This is a genomic window from Rhizobium sp. BK313, assembly GCF_014193655.1.
Classification (GTDB): domain Bacteria; phylum Pseudomonadota; class Alphaproteobacteria; order Rhizobiales; family Rhizobiaceae; genus Rhizobium.
Window position 1 is genome coordinate 106,217 of the sequence record NZ_JACHZQ010000002.1, and the last position, 18,880, is coordinate 125,096.

At 57.4% G+C, this 18,880-nt stretch carries 12 protein-coding genes and 8 pseudogenes; 14 read left to right on the forward strand and 6 right to left on the reverse strand.

Annotated elements, in window-relative coordinates; translation table 11 throughout:
• The first annotated feature begins 309 nt into the window (after positions 1 to 309).
• The gene (locus tag FHT86_RS12890) at positions 310 to 702 is read left to right on the forward strand and encodes a hypothetical protein (RefSeq protein WP_133707215.1); all 393 of its coding nucleotides are present in this window, start codon (positions 310 to 312) and stop codon (positions 700 to 702) included.
• Between the two features lie 428 nt (positions 703 to 1,130).
• On the opposite strand, the pseudogene FHT86_RS37985 reads toward FHT86_RS12890, so the two are convergent.
• Positions 1,131 to 1,238 (reverse strand): annotated as a pseudogene (locus FHT86_RS37985) (transcriptional regulator); the annotation flags it as partial.
• Positions 1,239 to 1,819: 581 nt separating this feature from the next.
• Here FHT86_RS37985 and FHT86_RS12895 point away from each other — a divergent pair.
• From FHT86_RS12895 to FHT86_RS12915, 5 genes and pseudogenes are all read left to right on the forward strand, one after another.
• Entirely contained in the window at positions 1,820 to 2,167 is a 348-nt protein-coding gene (locus tag FHT86_RS12895; RefSeq protein ID WP_246779496.1) for a hypothetical protein, read from the forward strand.
• A pseudogene (locus FHT86_RS12900) lies at positions 2,071 to 3,024 on the forward strand (GSU2403 family nucleotidyltransferase fold protein); the annotation flags it as partial. The gene FHT86_RS12895 and the pseudogene FHT86_RS12900, both read left to right, overlap by 97 nt.
• Before the next feature lie 265 nt (positions 3,025 to 3,289).
• A complete protein-coding gene (locus tag FHT86_RS12905; RefSeq protein ID WP_133707217.1) occupies positions 3,290 to 3,532 on the forward strand; it encodes a hypothetical protein in 243 nt (80 codons plus the stop codon).
• A gap of 237 nt (positions 3,533 to 3,769) precedes the next feature.
• Entirely contained in the window at positions 3,770 to 4,141 is a 372-nt protein-coding gene (locus FHT86_RS12910; RefSeq protein ID WP_133707218.1) for a hypothetical protein, read from the forward strand.
• Between the two features lie 612 nt (positions 4,142 to 4,753).
• Positions 4,754 to 6,130, forward strand: coding sequence for a PLP-dependent aminotransferase family protein (locus tag FHT86_RS12915; protein ID WP_133707219.1), 1,377 nt, complete (start codon positions 4,754 to 4,756; stop codon positions 6,128 to 6,130).
• 564 nt (positions 6,131 to 6,694) lie between these two features.
• Here FHT86_RS12915 and FHT86_RS12920 read toward each other — a convergent pair.
• Positions 6,695 to 7,351 carry a phosphotransferase-like protein gene (locus FHT86_RS12920; protein WP_133707221.1) on the reverse strand — a complete coding sequence of 219 codons (657 nt, stop codon included), beginning with the start codon at positions 7,349 to 7,351 and terminating at the stop codon, positions 6,695 to 6,697.
• A gap of 903 nt (positions 7,352 to 8,254) precedes the next feature.
• Between FHT86_RS12920 and FHT86_RS12930 the strand changes: the two genes are divergently transcribed.
• Complete coding sequence (locus FHT86_RS12930; RefSeq protein WP_133707222.1) at positions 8,255 to 9,550, forward strand: nucleotide disphospho-sugar-binding domain-containing protein; 1,296 nt, start codon at positions 8,255 to 8,257, stop codon at positions 9,548 to 9,550.
• Positions 9,551 to 9,702: 152 nt separating this feature from the next.
• Positions 9,703 to 9,915: pseudogene (locus FHT86_RS37990) on the forward strand (NAD(P)-binding protein); the annotation flags it as partial.
• Between the two features lie 55 nt (positions 9,916 to 9,970).
• On the opposite strand, the pseudogene FHT86_RS12935 reads toward FHT86_RS37990, so the two are convergent.
• Both FHT86_RS12935 and FHT86_RS12940 read right to left on the reverse strand, forming a co-directional pair.
• Positions 9,971 to 10,911: pseudogene (locus FHT86_RS12935) on the reverse strand (IS5 family transposase).
• Positions 10,912 to 11,020: 109 nt separating this feature from the next.
• Positions 11,021 to 11,479, reverse strand: coding sequence for a winged helix-turn-helix transcriptional regulator (locus FHT86_RS12940; protein WP_246779497.1), 459 nt, complete (start codon positions 11,477 to 11,479; stop codon positions 11,021 to 11,023).
• Positions 11,480 to 11,624: 145 nt separating this feature from the next.
• On the opposite strand from FHT86_RS12940, the pseudogene FHT86_RS38870 reads away from it, so the two are divergent.
• From FHT86_RS38870 to FHT86_RS12960, 4 genes and pseudogenes are all read left to right on the forward strand, one after another.
• Positions 11,625 to 12,346 (forward strand): annotated as a pseudogene (locus FHT86_RS38870) (MBL fold metallo-hydrolase).
• A gap of 43 nt (positions 12,347 to 12,389) precedes the next feature.
• Complete coding sequence (locus FHT86_RS12950; RefSeq protein ID WP_133707223.1) at positions 12,390 to 13,382, forward strand: zinc-binding alcohol dehydrogenase family protein; 993 nt, start codon at positions 12,390 to 12,392, stop codon at positions 13,380 to 13,382.
• A 355-nt stretch (positions 13,383 to 13,737) separates the two neighbouring features.
• A pseudogene (locus tag FHT86_RS12955) lies at positions 13,738 to 14,403 on the forward strand (IS6 family transposase); the annotation flags it as partial.
• 539 nt (positions 14,404 to 14,942) lie between these two features.
• Positions 14,943 to 15,983 carry an AraC family transcriptional regulator gene (locus tag FHT86_RS12960; RefSeq protein ID WP_166656808.1) on the forward strand — a complete coding sequence of 347 codons (1,041 nt, stop codon included), beginning with the start codon at positions 14,943 to 14,945 and terminating at the stop codon, positions 15,981 to 15,983.
• On the opposite strand, the gene FHT86_RS12965 is transcribed toward FHT86_RS12960, so the two are convergent.
• Positions 15,980 to 16,996 carry an alpha/beta hydrolase family protein gene (locus FHT86_RS12965; protein WP_133707225.1) on the reverse strand — a complete coding sequence of 339 codons (1,017 nt, stop codon included), beginning with the start codon at positions 16,994 to 16,996 and terminating at the stop codon, positions 15,980 to 15,982. The genes FHT86_RS12960 and FHT86_RS12965 overlap by 4 nt on opposite strands.
• 309 nt (positions 16,997 to 17,305) lie before the next feature.
• Positions 17,306 to 17,425 (reverse strand): annotated as a pseudogene (locus FHT86_RS37995) (IS5/IS1182 family transposase); the annotation flags it as partial.
• 243 nt (positions 17,426 to 17,668) lie between these two features.
• On the opposite strand from FHT86_RS37995, the pseudogene FHT86_RS38875 reads away from it, so the two are divergent.
• Positions 17,669 to 17,764, forward strand: a pseudogene (locus FHT86_RS38875) (ATP-dependent Clp protease proteolytic subunit); the annotation flags it as partial.
• Complete coding sequence (locus FHT86_RS38880; RefSeq protein ID WP_409527594.1) at positions 17,741 to 18,814, forward strand: UvrD-helicase domain-containing protein; 1,074 nt, start codon at positions 17,741 to 17,743, stop codon at positions 18,812 to 18,814. The pseudogene FHT86_RS38875 and the gene FHT86_RS38880, both read left to right, overlap by 24 nt.
• Positions 18,815 to 18,880 lie beyond the last annotated feature (66 nt).

Here is an 18,880-nt window from a genome sequence, read left to right on the forward strand (position 1 = left end):
CGCCCATTTTTAGATTGTGCGGCGCACAAACAGTATCTCAGAATTGTACGCGAGTCATCTTCGCGCTCTCATGACGGCATTGCTTTTGCGATATGCGACACACCGGGTTCTGTCGCAAACTTTTCGATAATAGGGTTGAGGCATGAGCGCTCTTCGGTTCTGAAGAGCTTGTGATGTTCAAAGGTCGCCATCTTGAACCGTGGGTGGGCGATCCGCGCAGGGCTTACGGCCCCAATGAGGCCCCCTCCGAATTGGCAGCGCTAATCGGTCCCGAACTGGACCGGCTGATACAGGAAGGAAGTGAGACCAATGGCTGATACTTCGGCCAATGGTTCGATCATCCACTATCCTTATCTCTGGACATGGCAGCGCGACAAGGGAGAAACCGAAGAACGGAAGGTACGCCCAGTTTGTATGGTTCTGGCAATCCCGAAAGGCAATCAGACAAACCTGATCCTATTGGCTATCTCGGGCACCCCACCCCGCTCCGATCAAACCGCACTGGAAATTCCGCAACTCGAAAGTCGCCGCGCTGGAATCCGTGAGTGGAAATTCAATCACGATATAGCCGAACAGTGCTTCCACTATGATCCAAATGCAGAAGTGCTGGGATCGTTCAGTAAGGGATTTCTTGCAAAGATCGCGGCAGCCTTCAAACCTTTCCTCGCGCAGCCGAGCGGGCGTGTCAGCCGAACCGATTGAGGAAAACACGTGCCCCCGCTCGTCTTCCACCGCAACGTGACTGCATAGCCGCCTTGTCTACAATCACCCTGCCGCCGATCTGACAATCGCAACGGCCGCTCCAACCCTTTCGGATCTAACGGGAGCCGGACCGAAATCTGTTTTGTGGCTGTTTATCGTCTGTAGTGCCGGGGCGCTTTCCAAACGCTAGACCTATCAAAGCTGCGGTGAAGGCGTCGGGTTTAAGCGGCAGCGCAGCCAGAGCCTCTTCGCGTGTGAATGTCGAGCACCCGGTCATAACCTTTTTTCGGTGTAATCATCCAGGGAAAGCATCCGCTGATCATACGCAAACCAAACAAAATAATAGGGGTTTTGCATATGATTGACGGCAAGCATTACGAGGCCCAACGAAACACATGCCATCCAGACATGACATCACCCGCGCCAGTTCAATCTCTCGGTTTGGAAAAGCGGACGCCGACGCCGCCACCATTTTCAGGAATAAACTCGATGCCAGCGGCCTCGAATGCTGCACGGATGTCCTTGAGCAAGGCGGCTTGTTATCGCACATTCTGAGAGGAGGCGCTGGCATAGCGGATACTTCTGCTTTCCGCCAAACCACACCAGCATAGCTGGCATGTCCTCGAAACCAGGATAGTCGAAAAGGTCGGGCCAACCGGGATGCGGACGCTTATGCCGGGGAATTTGATAGTCTGTTTTGAGCCACCGATCCGGGACAGTGACGCCCCTGGGTGGCAATCTTTTCGTCTTCTTGCCGTTAAGGGGCAGTTGAAGAAACCGCGCATGAGGCCATTTGGCATAATCAAGTGTGGCCGGAGTAGTTTTTATCTCCTTTCCAGATGGCTCAGCGGCGGCGGGCTCGCCGATCCAAAACTTGCGTTCGTTGGTAACCTCGCCGAGCTTGCGGTCACTGTCTACGAGTCAGCCAATGGATCGGGTTGGCAGCTTGCCGAAGCTTTTTAGGTGTGGTCTAGTCCTCGTTGACGTGGCACTTAAATGTGCCTCGCTAATGGTCACGTAGGCAGAGCAAATCCGGCAAGTAAATAGTTGCGCCGAGATGGTTGGGCGAGCGTTTCGATGAACGAGCGACACAATTTCCGACATGAGAGGGTGTGATTTGATCGAGACTCAACAACTGTGGGAATGGCGCGAGAAGATCGCAAATCTCTATTACGAGGTACGTTCCAGCCCGGACGTGGTTGCTGCCTGGGGGCTTTGGTGCGACACCCGTTCGACCCTGTTTCGCGACCATCCTCAGTCGCCAATTGAACCGGTGGACCGCAAGACGTTCGAAGGGCCGACAACATTTCCTTATGATCCCTCATTGCGCCTGGCGGTACAGCTTGTCCCGGTAACGCCGGAACGGGTCGCGATTACTGGTATTTCGATCTCCCTACTCAAGAGGGCAAGGACAAGCGGAGCTATGTCGGTCCGCAGAGCGATGAAGAGATCACGGCGCGGGTGAAGGCCCATAAGGAGATCAAGGACGACCTGCGGGAGCGGAGGCGGATGGTCAGCACGCTACGTCGTGCAGGTCTCCCCGGTCCAGACGGATTTGCGGGAGACGTCACGAAGGCTCTTGCTGACGCCGGATTATTCCGGCTGCGGGCCGTCCTCATTGGATCGGTGGCGTTCAGCACCTATGCCGGAATGATCGGCGTTCGGCTGCCCTCGTCGGCAATGCAGACAGGCGATGCGGATTTCGCGCAAGACTTCGCGATCTCGGCCGGGGTCGAAGACAGTTTGCCTCCGATTCCGGAGGTCCTGCAGTCGGTCGATCCAGACTTCCGGGCGGTCCCGCACCAGGCGGACCGAGCTAAGGTTGTCGCCTTCCAGAACGCCAAAGGCTACAGGGTGGAGTTCCTGACGGGAAACCGAGGATCAGAGGAATACACGGGCAAGCCGTCGCCCATGCCCGCGCTCGGCGGTGCGTCGGCGGAAAACCTGCGGTTCCTGGATTATCTGATTTATGAACCTGTCCGCACGGTGCTTCTCCACCGCGAAGGCGTAAACGTGCTGGTCCCCGCCCCCGAGCGGTATGCCGTCCATAAGCTGATTGTGTCCTCGAGAAGGCTCACAGACACGCTAGGACGCGTGAAAGCGGACAAAGACCTATCGCAGGCCTCCTTGCTCTTCGAAGGCCTCGTGGAGACGCGGCAGAGCGATGCAATCGCCGCCGCATGGGAGGAGGCATGGGATCGAGGGGATGCGTGGAGAGAAGCCATCACCAAAGGCCTCGCCAGGTTGCCGCCAAAGGGCGTGAAAGCCCTTGGGCAAGCTCTCGGCCCCGAAGTCGTCGAAGGCCTGCTGAAAAGGGAGTAAGAGCAATGATGATCGTGCCTGCCGACGTCCCCGGGCTTGAGAGCCTATGCTGGAACAGGAGCAAGACGGCTCCCATCGGTCGGGAAGCGGTCTTCGGGCTGCAAGGAAGTGACAATTCGAAAGTCTAAGTTCGCTCGCTTGCAATTGCGGCAGGTGTGAGCAAATTTTTCTCAGGCGCATGTGGCCCATCGATCCCCCGCCGGCCAATTCGATGGAAGCGGAGTTGAATTGCGGGCCATCAAACTTCTGATTGAAGGAAACTCATGTGACCAGCTACAACGAGCTCCGCAAGGCGATTGGGCACGCAATGATCGAAGCCGGATTCCTCGACAACGACTCGTCCGTTGGCCAAGGTAGTGGCGGTGATCTCTATATCCGTCTTCGAGACCAGGTGTTTAGAATTGACATCGAAGAGATCGAGCGAATCGGCGAACATTCGCACGCCTTTCGGGAAGCTGAGAGGTTCATGGCGACCTTGCCGTATCGCTGTGACAGGGATGGCAACTGATCGCTCAAATTGTAGGCGATCCCGTTACTCGCGTTTAGCCAACCTCGGCTATGGTATGTCCACGATACGGGGGCGCGCTTGCTAGACGAGATCGAGATCACACATTTCAGAAATCGGATCGATGACATCCTTCGGAATGGACAGCCAACCAGGTGGCAGCGTCAATTTCTCTATGACGTCCAGCAGAAGTTCGTCCGCTATGGGGTCCGGACTCGTCTCACTGAAAAGCAGTTGTCGATGCTGAGGCGGTTGACCCAGCCTTCCGGTGCTTCGGTCGTCCAGCTTGCAGACGGGCGTCCGGCCTCGCCCGTTTCGATCCCACGGAAGTTCCCACGGAGAACCTATGGCTATCGACGCCTGCAGGTGAAGGTAGCCCTCTTCCTAGTCCTCCTGACGGTAGTGCTGGTAAGCCGTGTCTTTCACGGTGGCATGACCTCCCTGTGGCCGTCATCAGGTTTGGAAGACGCGACCACGGCGACGACCTCGCAGTTTGCGACCCAGAGCTTTTCGATCACAGACGGCGACACCATTCGCATGGGCGACGGAACTCGCGTCCGCCTCGTCGGCTTCAACGCCCCTGAGGTATTCCATCCTCGATGCTCGAGCTAAGCTGCCCTTGGCAGCAAGGCGACGGAACGCGTGAAGCAGCTCGTGGCGAGCGGATCATCGACGGTGACCGGAGGTTGAGTGTTCCTGCAAACCCGGAACGGAAGGAACGGACAAGTGCAACTATGGCCGTAGCTGCGGCACCCTTAGGGTTGATGGAGAGGATGTTGGCCAGACTTTGATAGCGGAAGGGCTGGCCGTTCCATTCGTGTGCGGGCGGGATGGATGTCCCCCTACCCCACGTCCGTGGTGCGGTTGAATACCAAAGGGCACTTCCGTGAAGACCAAGGCGATCCCGCGTGAGATATTGACCAGCCTATGAACATCTCCTTGGGCCGGACAACCGGCCGAGCCTTGTCGCGTGGATCCGGGCGGCCACCATGGGCGAACTTCTCGCCCCTAGCTTCCATACATTTACCACTGAGGTGAAGGGATTTTGTCGATCGTGGAGCGACAATGTTGGGCACAAACGGATCCAGAAACGCTTCGGAGCTTGCTTGGGACCTACCGCCGCCTGCGACACTTCGCGCGAGTTCCGAATTAGGCTTCATTTCTGAATGTCTGGATGGTATGTGAAGTGTATGGATATACAGCCATACACTATCGGTTAGGGTTATGTGGAAAGCGCGAATTGTCGGCGGCGGCCGTATGAAATATATCGGCTTGGCGGATGCTCTGGAACAGGACATCCAGGCCGGTATCATTGCTGCGGGTGACCGGTTGCCACCGCAGCGTTCCATTGCCGAAGCGCTTGGCGTCGACCTGACAACGGTGACCCGGGCCTTCAATGAAGCACACCGCCGCGGGCTTATTGAAGCGCAAATCGGCAGGGGTACCTTCGTGAGGGACTATTCGAGCAAGCGTACCTCGAAGCCTCGTCCCGCGGCACTCGATCTCAGCATGAACATTCCATGCCAGCCGGAGGGCGTCGATTTTCAGCGGTTGATGCCCAAAGGGGTTGCTGCAGTGCTCGCGAACGGCAAGGGACTGCTGAACTTGCATTATCAGGATAGTGCTGGTGCTGAGCCGGATAGGCAAGCGGCGACCCGATGGCTCAAGCAACGTATCGAGAACGCAGATATCGACCGTATCGTTGTTGCGGCTGGCGCCCAGAGTGCGCTTTTTTCCGTCTGCGAGCTTTTGCTGTCTCGAGGTGACCTCATCGCCGCCGGCGAATTTACCTATCCCGGTTTGAAGGCTGTCGCAGCGCAAATGCGCTTGGTAATCGATCCGATCGCAATGGATTACGAGGGACTGCTACCCGAGGATTTCGAGCGCAGTTGCCGGATCAGGCCGCCAAAGCTTCTGTACGTGATTCCCAATATTGACAACCCGACGGCCGCGACGATGCCCGAACCGCGACGTGCGGCTATTGTGGAAATTGCGCGCCGCTACGGCGTGATGATCGTGGAAGATGATCCTTACGGTCCACTGCTTGAGGGGCCGAGCCGCACCTTTGCGGATCTCATGCCGGAGGCGACCTGGCATATTTCGACACTTTCCAAGTGTGCGACACCGGCGTTGCGGGTTGCCTACGTCCTCGTGCCCAAGGCAGCAGACGCGCTGCAACTCGCATCTGTTACCAGAGCCATGATGCTGATGGCGCCTCCGCTTATGTCAGCACTCGCAAGCAGTTGGATAATGGATGGGACACTGGCGGAAGTGACGGCGGCCATTAGACGCGAAACGCTGACAAGGCAGATGCTCGCATCGTCGCTGCTCAGCGCCTTCGATCGCTCCGCTAACATGTTTGGCCACCAACTCTGGCTTCGGTTGCCCAGCGGCCAGCGCGCTGACGACCTGGTCGAGGCTGCGGTGCGCGCGGGCCTGCTCATCGTTCCAAGCTCTGCCTTTGCCGTCGGGAAGTGTACGACGGAAGCGGTGCGAATTTCCCTCGGCGTCGCGTCCGACCGCAGTGAGCTCGAGGACGGATTGAACCAACTTGCCGGTCTTCTCACCCAGCCGGCACCGCTTGCCCGGGTGATCGTCTAAACAACCTGTCCGGAAACATGGGGCAAGCACACTTATGCCGTGTGATGGGAATGTTATGATCGAAGTTAGATTTGACGATGGTTTGAACAAAAAATGAAGCTGCTGAAGCAGCAGTTTTGAGGCAGTGCTCCTCACGATAGATAGTGTCAAGTAATAGCTAGGAAATATTCAAAACGATGGATTGGGTCCCTATAGTCTTCATTGCGTTCAAGGTTCTCGTGATAGGCACGGGCATGTTCTTCGCCATCAAGTGGCATCACGATCAAGGAACCTCGTCCGACCCAACTGACATAATCAAAGTCACGTTGGAGTGCGCTTGCTATATCCTAGTGGTGGTGATCGTGTTCGCGCTGATCTACGGCTTACTAGACCATCTCGATTTACTTCCGGCCGGTTTGGACTTTGATTGAAACGGAAGCAGAAGCTCGGAACCAACGTCATCAATCTCGGCCTTTGCCTCTAGCAGGGTGAGGTCGACGGCATCTATGGGGGCGGAACAAGATCTGCCCCGCCAGACACGCTAAGGCCGAACGGACCGTGAATATCAGATATTCGACGACCGGGTCACGTTTGTCCGCCGCGTGCGGCCTCAGCCAATCTCTCAAACGCCGTTGGCCCTTCGTGAAGCCTTTCGAGACACCGCAGGATAATAACCGCACATTCATGAGGGGTGGTAGATGAGGAGTCGACCTCAAGATCGTAGATGCCCGGACTATGGACTTCTCTTTGCCATGCCATCACGGGAACTGGCACGGGATCTTGATCCGAACCTGTCAAATATAGATTTTCTCGTCCAACTTGGCCTTGTCGCCTGCACTCCATAACGACCTCGATGGAGCAGTGAACGCCGACGAACAACACTGGCAGCCCGGATAATCGGCGCGCGCAGTCCGCCAGGATATAACTGGGTTTCGCGTAGGCATTGTGGTGCCCTACGCCGACAACAACATTGAGACCCAACCGGCTATGAGCCGCAAACGACTCATAGAGGGCAGCATAAAAGACCGGTATCAGAGGTTCGAGATCCGGCCGCTCACCTCCTGGTCGAACGCCAATACCTGGTCGGTAACGGCTGGGTGTCATCTCCCTGACGTAGACATCGACGCCGAGATTGAGCCACGGGTTGTCGAAGGTTTCCTGGATGACTTTGACAATGCTCGATTTTCCCGACCGCGGAGGCCCGTTCAGAATCACAATTTGTCCCGCGTCCTCTATGTTCAATTGGATCTTCTTCCTCGGGTGTGAGAAGGTTGACCATCGAGCAAGCACGCGGCTCACCGCGTTTCCAGGCTATCAGGCCGCGGTTTAGCGTTTCGCCGTCGATGCGATCCGTCTTTGCGCGGCGATGACGGCGCGGCATGGCAATGGATGAGGCCTCCACCATATGGCTCTCGATCCAGGTTTCCTTGCTGAGCACTCGACCCAGCCAGAAGCCATCAAGCCCAGCCTCCTGGATCACGACCAGCGAATAAAGCCTGTCTTTACGCCGCTGCGTTTTCTGGCGAAGGGCGGCAAAAACATGAGAACAAGCCGGCATGTCGCCTCCGGTCACTGTATGGCGAGACATCTTTTCGCTTCCTGGCGAGAGAGCCGTCACGAGCCATGTCGATTTGCTCAATTCCAACGAAACGAAAATTGCGCCAAGAGCGACGGAGGTAGCGGTCTGTGCTCGAGTTTGATCTGCTTTCATCGGCATGATTGGCCTTTAGAGAGTTTTCTAGCGACCTCACTCTGCCACGGTGCAGGCCGCTATCCACCCCTGATGGGATCTAAAGAGCATTAGACAAATGCGGGCACCCCCACGCTTGTTCAAGCGGCCTCGAAGAATAGTGCGCGGGAATTCCAAAAGTGCGCCGGCGGTCATCGTTGCCTTGTCGACGGCGATACGCTCTGGATCAATGATCAGGTCTGCACTTTGATACGCACGTCGCGGCTCAACATCAGACCAAGTGTGGATGTTATCGGTGATGGACGGAAGCCGACGCCCTTGTAACTACAGTCGTAATCAAAATGCTTTTTGCTGAAACCGCCAGAAAACATACGACGCCTATTCCTCGAGATCAGACGCCGTCAAATCCCAGCCAGTCTGGATAGACGGCATCCATCGGGAAAGGACCCTCTGGGATGAAGATCATCTTTGCAGCAACGCCAATCGGCGGTCACGTCAATCCGCTACTCGGCACGATGCAGTTCCTGACTCAATCCGGTCACGACGTGGTTGGTTACACAGGATCAACGTTGCGCGACTCCGTGGAGCGTACCGGTGCAACGTTCCGGCTGCTTCCTTCGGACGTCGATTTCGATTTGCGTGATATCGACAAGGGTTTTCCGGACCGGGCCTCATATGCGCCGGGCATCGAACGTATGTTCTATGATTTCAAAACGTTCTTTCTTGGCACGATGGAAAGCCAATATGTCGGTCTCGAACAGCTCGTTGACGACTTCGATGCCGACGTGGTCGTTTATGAACACCTCTTTTACGGAGCCGTCCCGCTGCTGCTGAAAGAGCGGAGTGCCCGGCCAGCGATGATCGGTTGGGGCATAACATACTTGAGCACGCCGCGTCAGGATGGCGCCCCGCATGGACCGGCACTGCCATTCGCAACAGACGAAGTAACGCGCAAGATTTACGTTGATGACGCCTTTCCAGGGGCCACAGCTGCCTTGGCCCCTATTCAAGAGCTCTACGACACCATCTTGCGTGGACTTGGATTCCAGAACCACGCGTCTCACTTCGGGAACTCGACTACGCTTCTCGCTGACGCATTTTGCCAGACCACGGTGCCCTCGTTCGAGTATCCACAGGATCAAGACAGCTCCATCACCTTCGTCGGAGCTGCGCCCCAGATCCGTTCTACAACGCCGCTCCCTTATTGGGCTGACGAACTTGAAAACTTCAGCCGTGTGGTACTCGTTACTCAGGGGACGGTCGCCAATGAAGATTTCGGGGCCCTTGTCGCACCCAGTCTGACGGCGCTCGCCGGTGAGCCGGACACGCTTGTGCTCGTGACGACGGGCGGCCGCGCGGTCACCGATTTTCCCGTGGATCTTCCGGCCAACGCCCGTATTGCCGCATATCTGCCGTTCGACTGGCTGCTCCCAAAAATCAATCTGCTGATTACGAACGGTGGCTACGGGACGGTCAACCAGGCCCTTGCCGCAGGCGTTCCGATCATCGTGGCAGGCGCGACAGAGGACAAGCCAGAGGTGGCGGCAAGAATTGCGTGGGCTGGGGTCGGGATCGATCTTAAGACTGCTACCCCGACTGCGGAAGCCATCAGGGATGCCGTCACGCAGATCTTCGAAAACCAGGAGTTCGCCAAATGCAGCGCCGGTATTGCTTCTGAGTTTCAAAACTACGATAGCCCGGCAATTTTCATGCAGACGTTAGATCGTATCGCGGAAAGCCGAGGATTCTGATTCCGTTTGATTCCCGCCGTCCGAACTTAACATCGAGTTTAAGGAATTCTCATGAACGCTACCGATCTCGCTCCTGTCGAAAATACCATAGAGACCGCGTTCGACGTCAGGAGCCCGGTGACCGGTCCGCGTGTGGCGAAATGGGGAGCGTAATGACGATCGCAACGGACATTGTAGACGCCGTTGTCATCGGTGCTGGTTGGGCGGGGCTGGGCGTCAGTCATGCGCTGGCGCAGCGCGGCTTGCGTCATAGAGTGTTGGAGCGAGGTCGCATCGGTGAGACCTGGCGAACCCAGCGCTGGGACTCCTTTCGGCTGAACACACCTAATATACAAACGGTGATGCCCGGAGATACCTATCTTGGTCAGCGTTGGTGCGGGGATCGGAGAATTTTCGGACTCTGATCTTTGATGCCGTCGTTTAGGCGGTGGTTGTCATGCGACGAACGGATTTCGGGCGTGCGCACGCAAGCATGCGATTGAGGACGGCGCAGCCGATGGCAACCTCGGTCTGTTGCGCTTTGAAGGATCGCGCCCTCAGTCGACGTCCGATGATGGACTTGTAGCGACCGATCGCCGTCTCGACGAGCGATCGCTTGCCGTAGCCAGTCGTGGCTTGCCATTTCATCCGACCGTCGATGCTGATCGCAGCGGTATGACAGTCCCTCTGATTGGAGGGCTCGATGTCGTTCTGCCGTTCCACCGCATTGCTGCGCGGCGGAATGACCACCGCGGCGCAAGCGCTGTGGTTGGTGACGGCGTCGTAGGTTGGTTTGCCGTCATAGGCACCATCGGCGGTGAATTGGACAATCGGACTGTCGATCTGGTCTAGTAGCGGCTCCACCTGCGAGGCGTCGCCGGTATCCTGGTCGGTCATGATGTGAGCGATGATCTCGCCGCTGTCGGCATCCAGTGCCAGATGCAGTTTGCGCCACCTGCGCCGTGATCTGGCACCATGCTTTTCTTCCAGACTGGCCAGCGCCATAGACCTCCAGCCCGGTGCTGTCGATAAGAACGTGAACGGGCTTCTTTATCGGAGCGCCACGGCCTTGCCGGCTGTCGGCCAATCGCGATGTCCGTGCTCGTCGGCTCAGCGTCGTGTGATCGGGGACGGCGAGATCCAATTCCATCAACTTCAGCACCGATGTCAGTAAACCCTCCGTCTGGCGAAGTCGCAGGCCGAACACCAAGCCTAGCGTGAGAGCGGTTTCGATCGCCAGATCGGAGTAGCGCGGCTGGCCACCGCGTGTCGAGCGCTTCGGTGCTTGCCACAACGACAGCGCTTCCTCTGTCATCCACAGCGTCATGCTCCCGCAGAAGGCCTGCCTCGTATTCCGACCAGTTCGCGACCCTGAACTTCATCTTACCGATACGATGGCGGTGGGCGGCATTATGCTTGAACCGGTTGTTGCGCATGCCGATCACCTAAGCCAACGCGATTAACGATCCACGCACCAAAGCCCTTCCAGGCCTACTGCGTTGCCTCGTATTGTTGCCACTCAAATCCGTAGCCGTCCAGTTCACGTCCGTCAGCCGCCTTGAGTACTACAGGCAGCAGCACCTCGTGGCGCTTGCTGTCCACCATGCTCGCCCTCAGTTCCCCAGGCTCGAACGTGTGCTTCTCCCCCCACTGCCAGAGAGCGACAATGATCACATGCAGATCCCTGCCTTTTTCGGTCAGCACATATTCCTGATAAGCGCTGCCATCCGAAGCTGGGATCATCTCCAGGATTTTTTCGTCCACCAGCTTCTTGAGGCGGGCTGCAAGAATGTTCTTTGCTAGACCCAGTCTTTTCTGGAAATCGCTAAATCGACGCGTGCCATAGAAGGCGTTGCGAACGATCAGGAGAGACCACCAGTCTCCAATCTCGCCGACAGAGCGCGCTATGGCGCATGCGCTTTTCTCGAAACTTGTGCGCTTTCCCTTCAAGATGTCAGTTCCCTTCAACACGAGGGCGACGGCCGCCCCTACGATCTTACAGACCATACCATGAAAAAAATCAGTTGCAAATTTAAACCAACTGCGTACAGCTAATCCAGTTGCAAACTTAAACCACCTTTGTCGAAGTGCAATTATGGCGAAAAACAAGAGTGCCCTACCTCTTAAATGGGAAGTGTTTATCCGCAAGCGCGCTAGAGCAACCCAAGGAGTTCCGCCCGGCAAAGACGACCTCACATGGGTATCGAACGCGGTCACACTCATCTACGGTGACAGCGATGCAGTTCTCGTTGACACATTGCTCAGCGACCAGCAGAACAGCGAACTCGGGGACTGGATAGAGGCGCGTCACAAGACCCTGCGCTGGATCTACATCACCCATGCCCATCCTGATCATTTTTTTGGGCTTGCACTGCTTCTGAAACTGAGCTGGAAGGTGATAAGCTCCTTCCCATCGAGGTCGGCCACACTGACACCGACCACACGACCAGTTTGTTTGTGCCATCGATCGGCCTTGTCCTGGCAGGAGATGCTGCCTACAACGGCACACATCCGTTTCTTGCCGAGTCCGATCATGCTGGACGCCTGGAATGGATTGCCGCCATCGACAAAATCTCCGCGCTCCAACCGCGCCATGTCGTTGTTGGTCATGGTCCGCTCGATCCAGACCATGCAGCGGCGCATCTCGGCGCCACCCGGAAGTACGTCGAGGCCTTCGATCGGCTCGATAGCCAGACGGCCATCGCGCAGGAGCTGTATGACCACATGATCGAGCTTTACCCCGACCGGATCAATCCCGGTTCCCTATGGGGTGCCGCTGACGCAGCCAAGACTTTTCTCGCGCGGAAGTCCGCCTGAGGGCTCCAAGCAACATTTATCCCCACACAGAAGGAAATTCGACATGAAAGCAGTCCAGTATCAGGATTACGGCGACTACCATCAGAACCGGGTGGTGGACCTGCCGAAGCCCCAGGCGGCCGACGGCGAGGTTCTCGTCGACATGAAAGCGTTCGGCATCAATCCTCTCGACAACACATTCCGGTCCGGCCACTTTTACGCAGCAACTGCGGAAAACCTGCCGCGTATCGGTGGCCAGACGGGTGTGGGCATCGTTGCCGAATCAAAATCCGCGGACTTCGCAGTCGGTGACCGGGTGTTCGTGACCGGACGTGGCTTTGGTCTCGTCGCTGACGGCACCTGGCGCGAATACGTCGCCGCTCCCGCAGCCGGACTGGCCAAGGTACCGGACCATGTTGACGACGCTCACGCTGCTGCCTTCCTAGCGGGGGCGGGATACCTGACTGCCTATCTGGTACTCACAGAATTCACGCAATTCAAGGAAGGCCAAACCATCCTTGCTCCGGGCGTCGGAGGTGCAGTTGGCATGGAAGCGGTGCAGCTCGCAAAGGTCTTCGGAGCTTCGAAGGCGATCTCCACGGCCAGCACGACGGCCAAGGCCGAGCAGGCCAAGGCAGCGGGATACGAGCACGTCATCGATCTCTCCGAGGAGAGCATGAGGGACGGCGTGATGCGCATCACCAACGGGAAGGGTGTAGACGTCGCTATCGACGGCGTAAGCGGCAAGCTCACAAAAGACTCGGTGGGGTCACTCGCACAGGGCGGACTGCTCGCCGTTGTCGGCTATGCCGGAGGCCGCGAAGCGGAAGTCGACGTGACCGACATCATCTGGAAGGCCGCCACGATCCGAGGCTTTACGATGAGACTGTTCACTCCGGAAAAGCTGGGCGCGGCCCAGGCGAAACTCCGGGAACATCTGGCCGAAAAAAAGCTCCAGCCCACCGTCGCCAAGACGTTCCCGCTCGACCAGGCGCCGGATGCTGTCCAGTATCTGATCGAGGCGCGCCCCTTCGGGCGTGTAGTGATGACGGCTTGAGGCGGTAGCTACGGGTCAGCGAAGCCGGATCTCGTCCTCAAAGATTGGGCTCTGTGTATCGACCCTCCTCAGCTTTCCAGCCGCAAACGAACATCTGCAGCATCGTGGCGGAGCTGGTCGCTGTCCATGAGCGTCAAGCGTGCTGCCGATGAAGGACCAGTCTAACGGCGATTTCGCAATCCGCCGTTAGCTAGCCGGGCGATGACACGAGGCATAACGCATTTATGGAACTTCGCTCGGTTATCGCGGCAGCCTGCCCATCTGGTTTTGTCGCAACTTTTCGCTGGGTTTGCAACCTGATTGATGATGGCATAGATCCGGGTTGAAGATGAACAGGCGGGCTGATTTCTCCGTCATGGTCGATTTCAAGGGCAGCCACTACCCGAAGGACGTGATTTTGTATGCGGTGTTTTTCTACGTTAGATACGCCGTGTCTTATCGCGATCTTGAGGAGATTATGGCTGAGCGCAGTGTTGCCGTTGACCACGCGACGCTGAACAGATGGGTTGTGAAATATTCACTGCTTATTGCCTGTAAGGCCCAGCGCCGGAAATCTGCAACCAGCAGCTCCTGGCAGATGGACGAGACCTGCATCCAGGTCAAAGGCCGGTGGACCTATTTCTATCGTGCTGTCGACAAATTCGGCAAAACCCTCAATTTTATGCTGTCTGCGCACCGCGACGAGGCTGCGGCCAGCGCCTTCTTCGCTCGCATGATCGAGAATAACGGGTGGCCCGAAAAGGTCGTCATCGACAAGAGCGGGACCAATCTGGCAGGTTTGCAAAACATGAGCTGGATGCTGCTGTTGCAGGGATGGTTCTGGCTGATCGAGATCCTGCAGGTCAAATATCTCAACAACGTGATCGAGCAAGACCACCGGTTTATCAAGAAGCTGAGCCGCCCGATGAAGGGCTTCAAATCTTTTCAGTCTGCGTCAGCGACACTGGATGGTATCGAGGTGGCCCACATGATCCGCAAGCGGCAATTTTCAACCAATGGCCAATCCGCACTTAAGCAATTTCACCGCGCTCGCTGCATAAGTGTGCCCAGCGATAGTCGTTTCTACGACCTTCCCAAAAGTTTGCGACAAAACCAGCAACCGTCCCCACTGCGGTTATATTGCTCTCAGCAGGTGGGTGAACGATCTGCTCGACGCGGATAGCGCGAAGACGCTGATATGTCGCGGACATGTCTGCAGCTCTGCAGCAGAGACTTGCGCGAGATCCAGGCTGCCGTCCAGGCTAGAGAGACCGCTTCCCGGCAGTCTCTCTGGGTCGTCGTGTTCAACAGCGGTTTCAGCCGTTTTGAACCGCGGCTGCCGCCTTGCGAATGACGGATCGTCTCCCTTGTTAGAACAACGAAACCAACGGACATCGGCAATGTTCCATTTATGCGAGGAAAGGGAACCTTTCCGCCATACGGTCGAGTACCGCCTCTTCAGGTATGGAGCACGCGTCTAAAGGTTTAAGGTAGGCTGGAAAGGCGGCGGCTTGACGTGTCAGAATGCGGTACCGGACCTCTGCCTTACACCCACAAGCGGGTGCTCCTTCGGAAAGAATTATGCCGTCAATTCCATTGCCATTCGTGACCGCTTTGCTGCTAGTCGTGCTGCTGACACGCATGGTTGGTCGTGACGGCCTTTCATGCCGACCGCTGTCATTGTTTGTCGCGCTCTGCGCTGTGCAGGCGATCATTCTTGGCCTGCGCTGGAATTTCGACTGGTCTCTGGCGCATTTTTTCCAGCCGATCGTGGCAGCCACGCTGCCTCCGCTGGCCTGGCTGGGCTTCGAGGACTTGCGCCGGCCTGACGCAAGGATCCGGCATTCGAGTTCGCTACATGCCATTCCAGCGATTGTCATTGCGGTGATGGTCTTTGTTTGGTCAGATCCGATTGACATGGCGCTGATCGTGCTGTTTTTCGGCTATGGCAGCGCCCTGCTATGGGTCGCTCGACAGGGGCCAGATACCCTGAGCGCCGCCCGTTTCGGTGACGCTGTTGCCGCCAGCCGCTCGCTGGCGACCGTCGGCGTGCTCTTTATCTTCGCCGGCGTAGTCGAGATCGCCATTGCGCTCGACATTGGCGGCGATTCGGGCGCAGGGATGATCGTCGGCTCTGCCAATATCGTGGCGCTCATCATCATCGGTTATGCGGCCGCAGTCGCCGGCCGCAGCCGCGTATTCGAAGAGCCGGGCGGCCCGATTGTTGCTGTACAAGCGCAGGTCCTGCGCCCCTCGGATGGCGGGTCGGGAGACGATTCGCAGATACTGGCGAACGTCGACCGGCTGATGCGCGAGCGCAAACTCTACCGCGATCCCAATCTGACGCTCGACCGGTTGGCGCGCCGGGCAGGCATTCCGGCGCGCCGCATCTCGACCGCAGTAAATCGTGTCCATGGCCGCAATGTATCGCAAATCGTCAACGAATACCGTGTGGAGGAGGCCCAAAGGCTCCTTGCCGACACCGCCGCACCGGTGATCGAGATCATGTTCGAGGCAGGATTTCTCACCAAATCCAACTTCAACCGCGAGTTCCTGCGGGTGACTGGCCTGAACCCGAGCGGATATCGCCGCTCGGTCCGCCGTGCAGAGGGCGACACTTAGCCCTTCACATGAAGCACCTTTGCTAAGAAGCGTTCGATTTTCATCCGCGTCCGTTTGTGGATGCTCTCGCGATCGCCTCTGTCGTCGCAGATCGTCGCGTTGGGGCCACTCAAATGCTTGGCGGCGCCCGGCACGCAGACCGGCAGGAAGCTGTAGTGCACGGCGTCGCTGATCTCGACATAACGGGTGGTTAGCGCCGGCAACAGGCTGGCCATGTGGCGCGATTCCAGCGCCGCCGGCAAATCGCGCACGGGCGACCCGGCTGCTATCACCAGCATGGGAATTTTCACGGCGGCCAGGCTTTTGACGTCGAAGCCCCGGGTGACAGCAGCATCGAGTGTCACGCCGGCCTTGATGCGCGCATCCTGCAGCGACTGCCGCAACGCCGCGCGTGACGTTTCATCCCTGCCAACACCGAGTGCAAGATAACCCCCGCAGGAAATAAGTTCCTTATGGTCGCGGCAGTCCTTCTCGAAGGCATCGGGATCGAAGCGGCCGCCTGCCAATTCCGCGACGGTCCAGCCCCCAAGCGAATGACCGATGGCCGCGATGCGGCTTGCGTCGATGGCCGAAGACCAGACGGGATCGGAGGTAAGCCTGTCAAGAAGCGCTGAGACATCGCGCGGACGCTCCCACAGGCGCGCGCCGACAGATGGGTTCATGTTGGACGATGTCGTACCGGGATGGTTGGCAGCGGCCACGATATAACCGTGGCGCACGAGGTCTACCGCCAGCCAATCCTGGTTCGTCCAGTTGCCGCCGTAGCCATGCGAGAGGACGATGAGCGGATGCAATCCGTGCGGGATGGCGGCGTCGGCGATGGCGGGCTGCAGGACGAAGCTGTCATCCTCGCCTTGCCGGACCGGTGTACCGGCGGCATCCGTGGGATACCAGACGGCAACGTCGAGCGTTCGGTCGTGGCCTTGTGACAATGTGAAATGACGAAATCCAACTGCTTCAGCGGCACGGGCAGGGAATGCCGTCAGCAAGATGAAAAATGCGATCTTGAGCATGGGAAGGTCTCCGTTAGCAGAACAGGGTGCGTTCTGTGCTAACTGCGAGCTCTGCTACGACCTCGATCATGATCGAGGTCACTGAAATGCACTGGTCGTGGAAAATCCCGATGAAAACCGACAAAGTTGGGGTACAGACGTACGCACAAAGGCACGAAAGCCTGCGCCTCCACCAACAATCGACGTCATCGTGCGGGGCGAATTTGACATTATCAGCGTCAAAGGTGTTGCCATGCCACGGAAGGATCCGTGAGAGCGTTGGTGCGGGGATCGGAGTAATTTTCGGGCTCTGATCTTTGATGCCGTCGTTTAGGCGGTGGTTGTCATACGACGAACGGATTTCGGGCGTGTGCACGCAAGCATGCGATTAAGGACGGCGCAGCCGATGGCGACCTCGGTCTGTTGCGCTTTGAAGGATCGCGCTCTCAGTGGCGATGCCCAGCGCTTCACGATCTGGTTCAGCTTTGCCTTGGCATCCTCGCCGGCCCCCGCAATCTCAATGCCGAGATTGCCGATCAAACAGCCAAGAGCATATTCCTGTTGCATGTGGCCCTGCCCGAGCGAGTGAAAATGCCTGGCGATGCGATTGAGAGGAGCATGCTCCTCGTCGAACAGCACCGGGCCGTGCTTGGCTTCAACTGATCTGCAATAGCCGTCCAACAGTTCGATCGCAAAAGGCCGATCCATCTCTACATCAATTCGCCAGATGGCGTCGTAACCAGTGGTCTCGCGATGTACGATACGATGCGTTACATTCGCGCCGCGGTGCTTTCTCGCCAACGGCGGGTCATGGTTGCCGGAGGTGCCGGGACCGGCAAAACCCTGATCGCGCGCGAAAAGGCAGTGAGCGCCGCTGAACAGGGCCTCAACACCCTCCTGGTTTGCTACAATCGCGGGCTTGCCGATCATTTACGTGAGCAATGTGCTGGCATTGACAATCTGGACGTCGCAACCTTCCATCAGCTTTGCCGGCGATGGATCGACAAGGCCAAGGTCGAGCTCGGGCGCGACCTGATTGCAGAAGCCCGCCGCGACTATCCGGGACTAAACGAATACGATCATCACCAGCCGATTGCCTTGGCTTACGCAATCGATCTGTTTGGTCCGCACTATGACGCAATCGTTGTCGATGAGGCACAGGACTTTGGTGACGAATTTTGGATGCCGATCGAACTGTTGTTGTCGGACCACGAGAAGGCTCTTCTCTACGTCTTCTTGGACGAAAACCAAGATATTTACCGGCGGTCTGCAGCGATTCCCCTCCCTGGCGAGCCGATGATGCTCGACAAGAACTGCCGCAACACGAACCGTATTCATGATGCGGCATACCGGTATTACAAGGGTGGAGTAATCGAAGCGCCGGCAATCGATGGCGTCGATGTCGAATTGCTCCCAGCGACAGGTATCGATAAACAGGCCCAGGCAATCGCCTCGCTGGTCACACGGCTTGTTAGCGAGGAGAAGGTCAAACCCCGTGATATCGCCGTACTGCTTTGCAATCCCCTGAAGCGCGAGTCGAGTGAACGCGCTTTGACGAGCAACGCGATACCCGCAAGTGCAAAATGGGGTCGGTTGGAATCGTATGGGGTTGGATCCATCACAATCGACACTGTAGCCCGGTTCAAGGGGCTCGAACGGTCTATCATCATTTTGTGGGCTATCGACGACTGTGATGCAGTCAAAGACCGGGAAACGCTATACGTCGGCATGTCTCGTGCGAAATCGCTGCTGTTCATCTGTGGTGAAAGGGCCGCTTGTGACCGCCTTATCGGAGCGACTGCCGACCCCCTAATGCATGGCGGATCTGGGTCGCGTTGATGCCCGTCCGCCACCTTAAAAATCCTGAAAATGGTCGTAACACCACCCTCAGAGCTGATTTTGCGG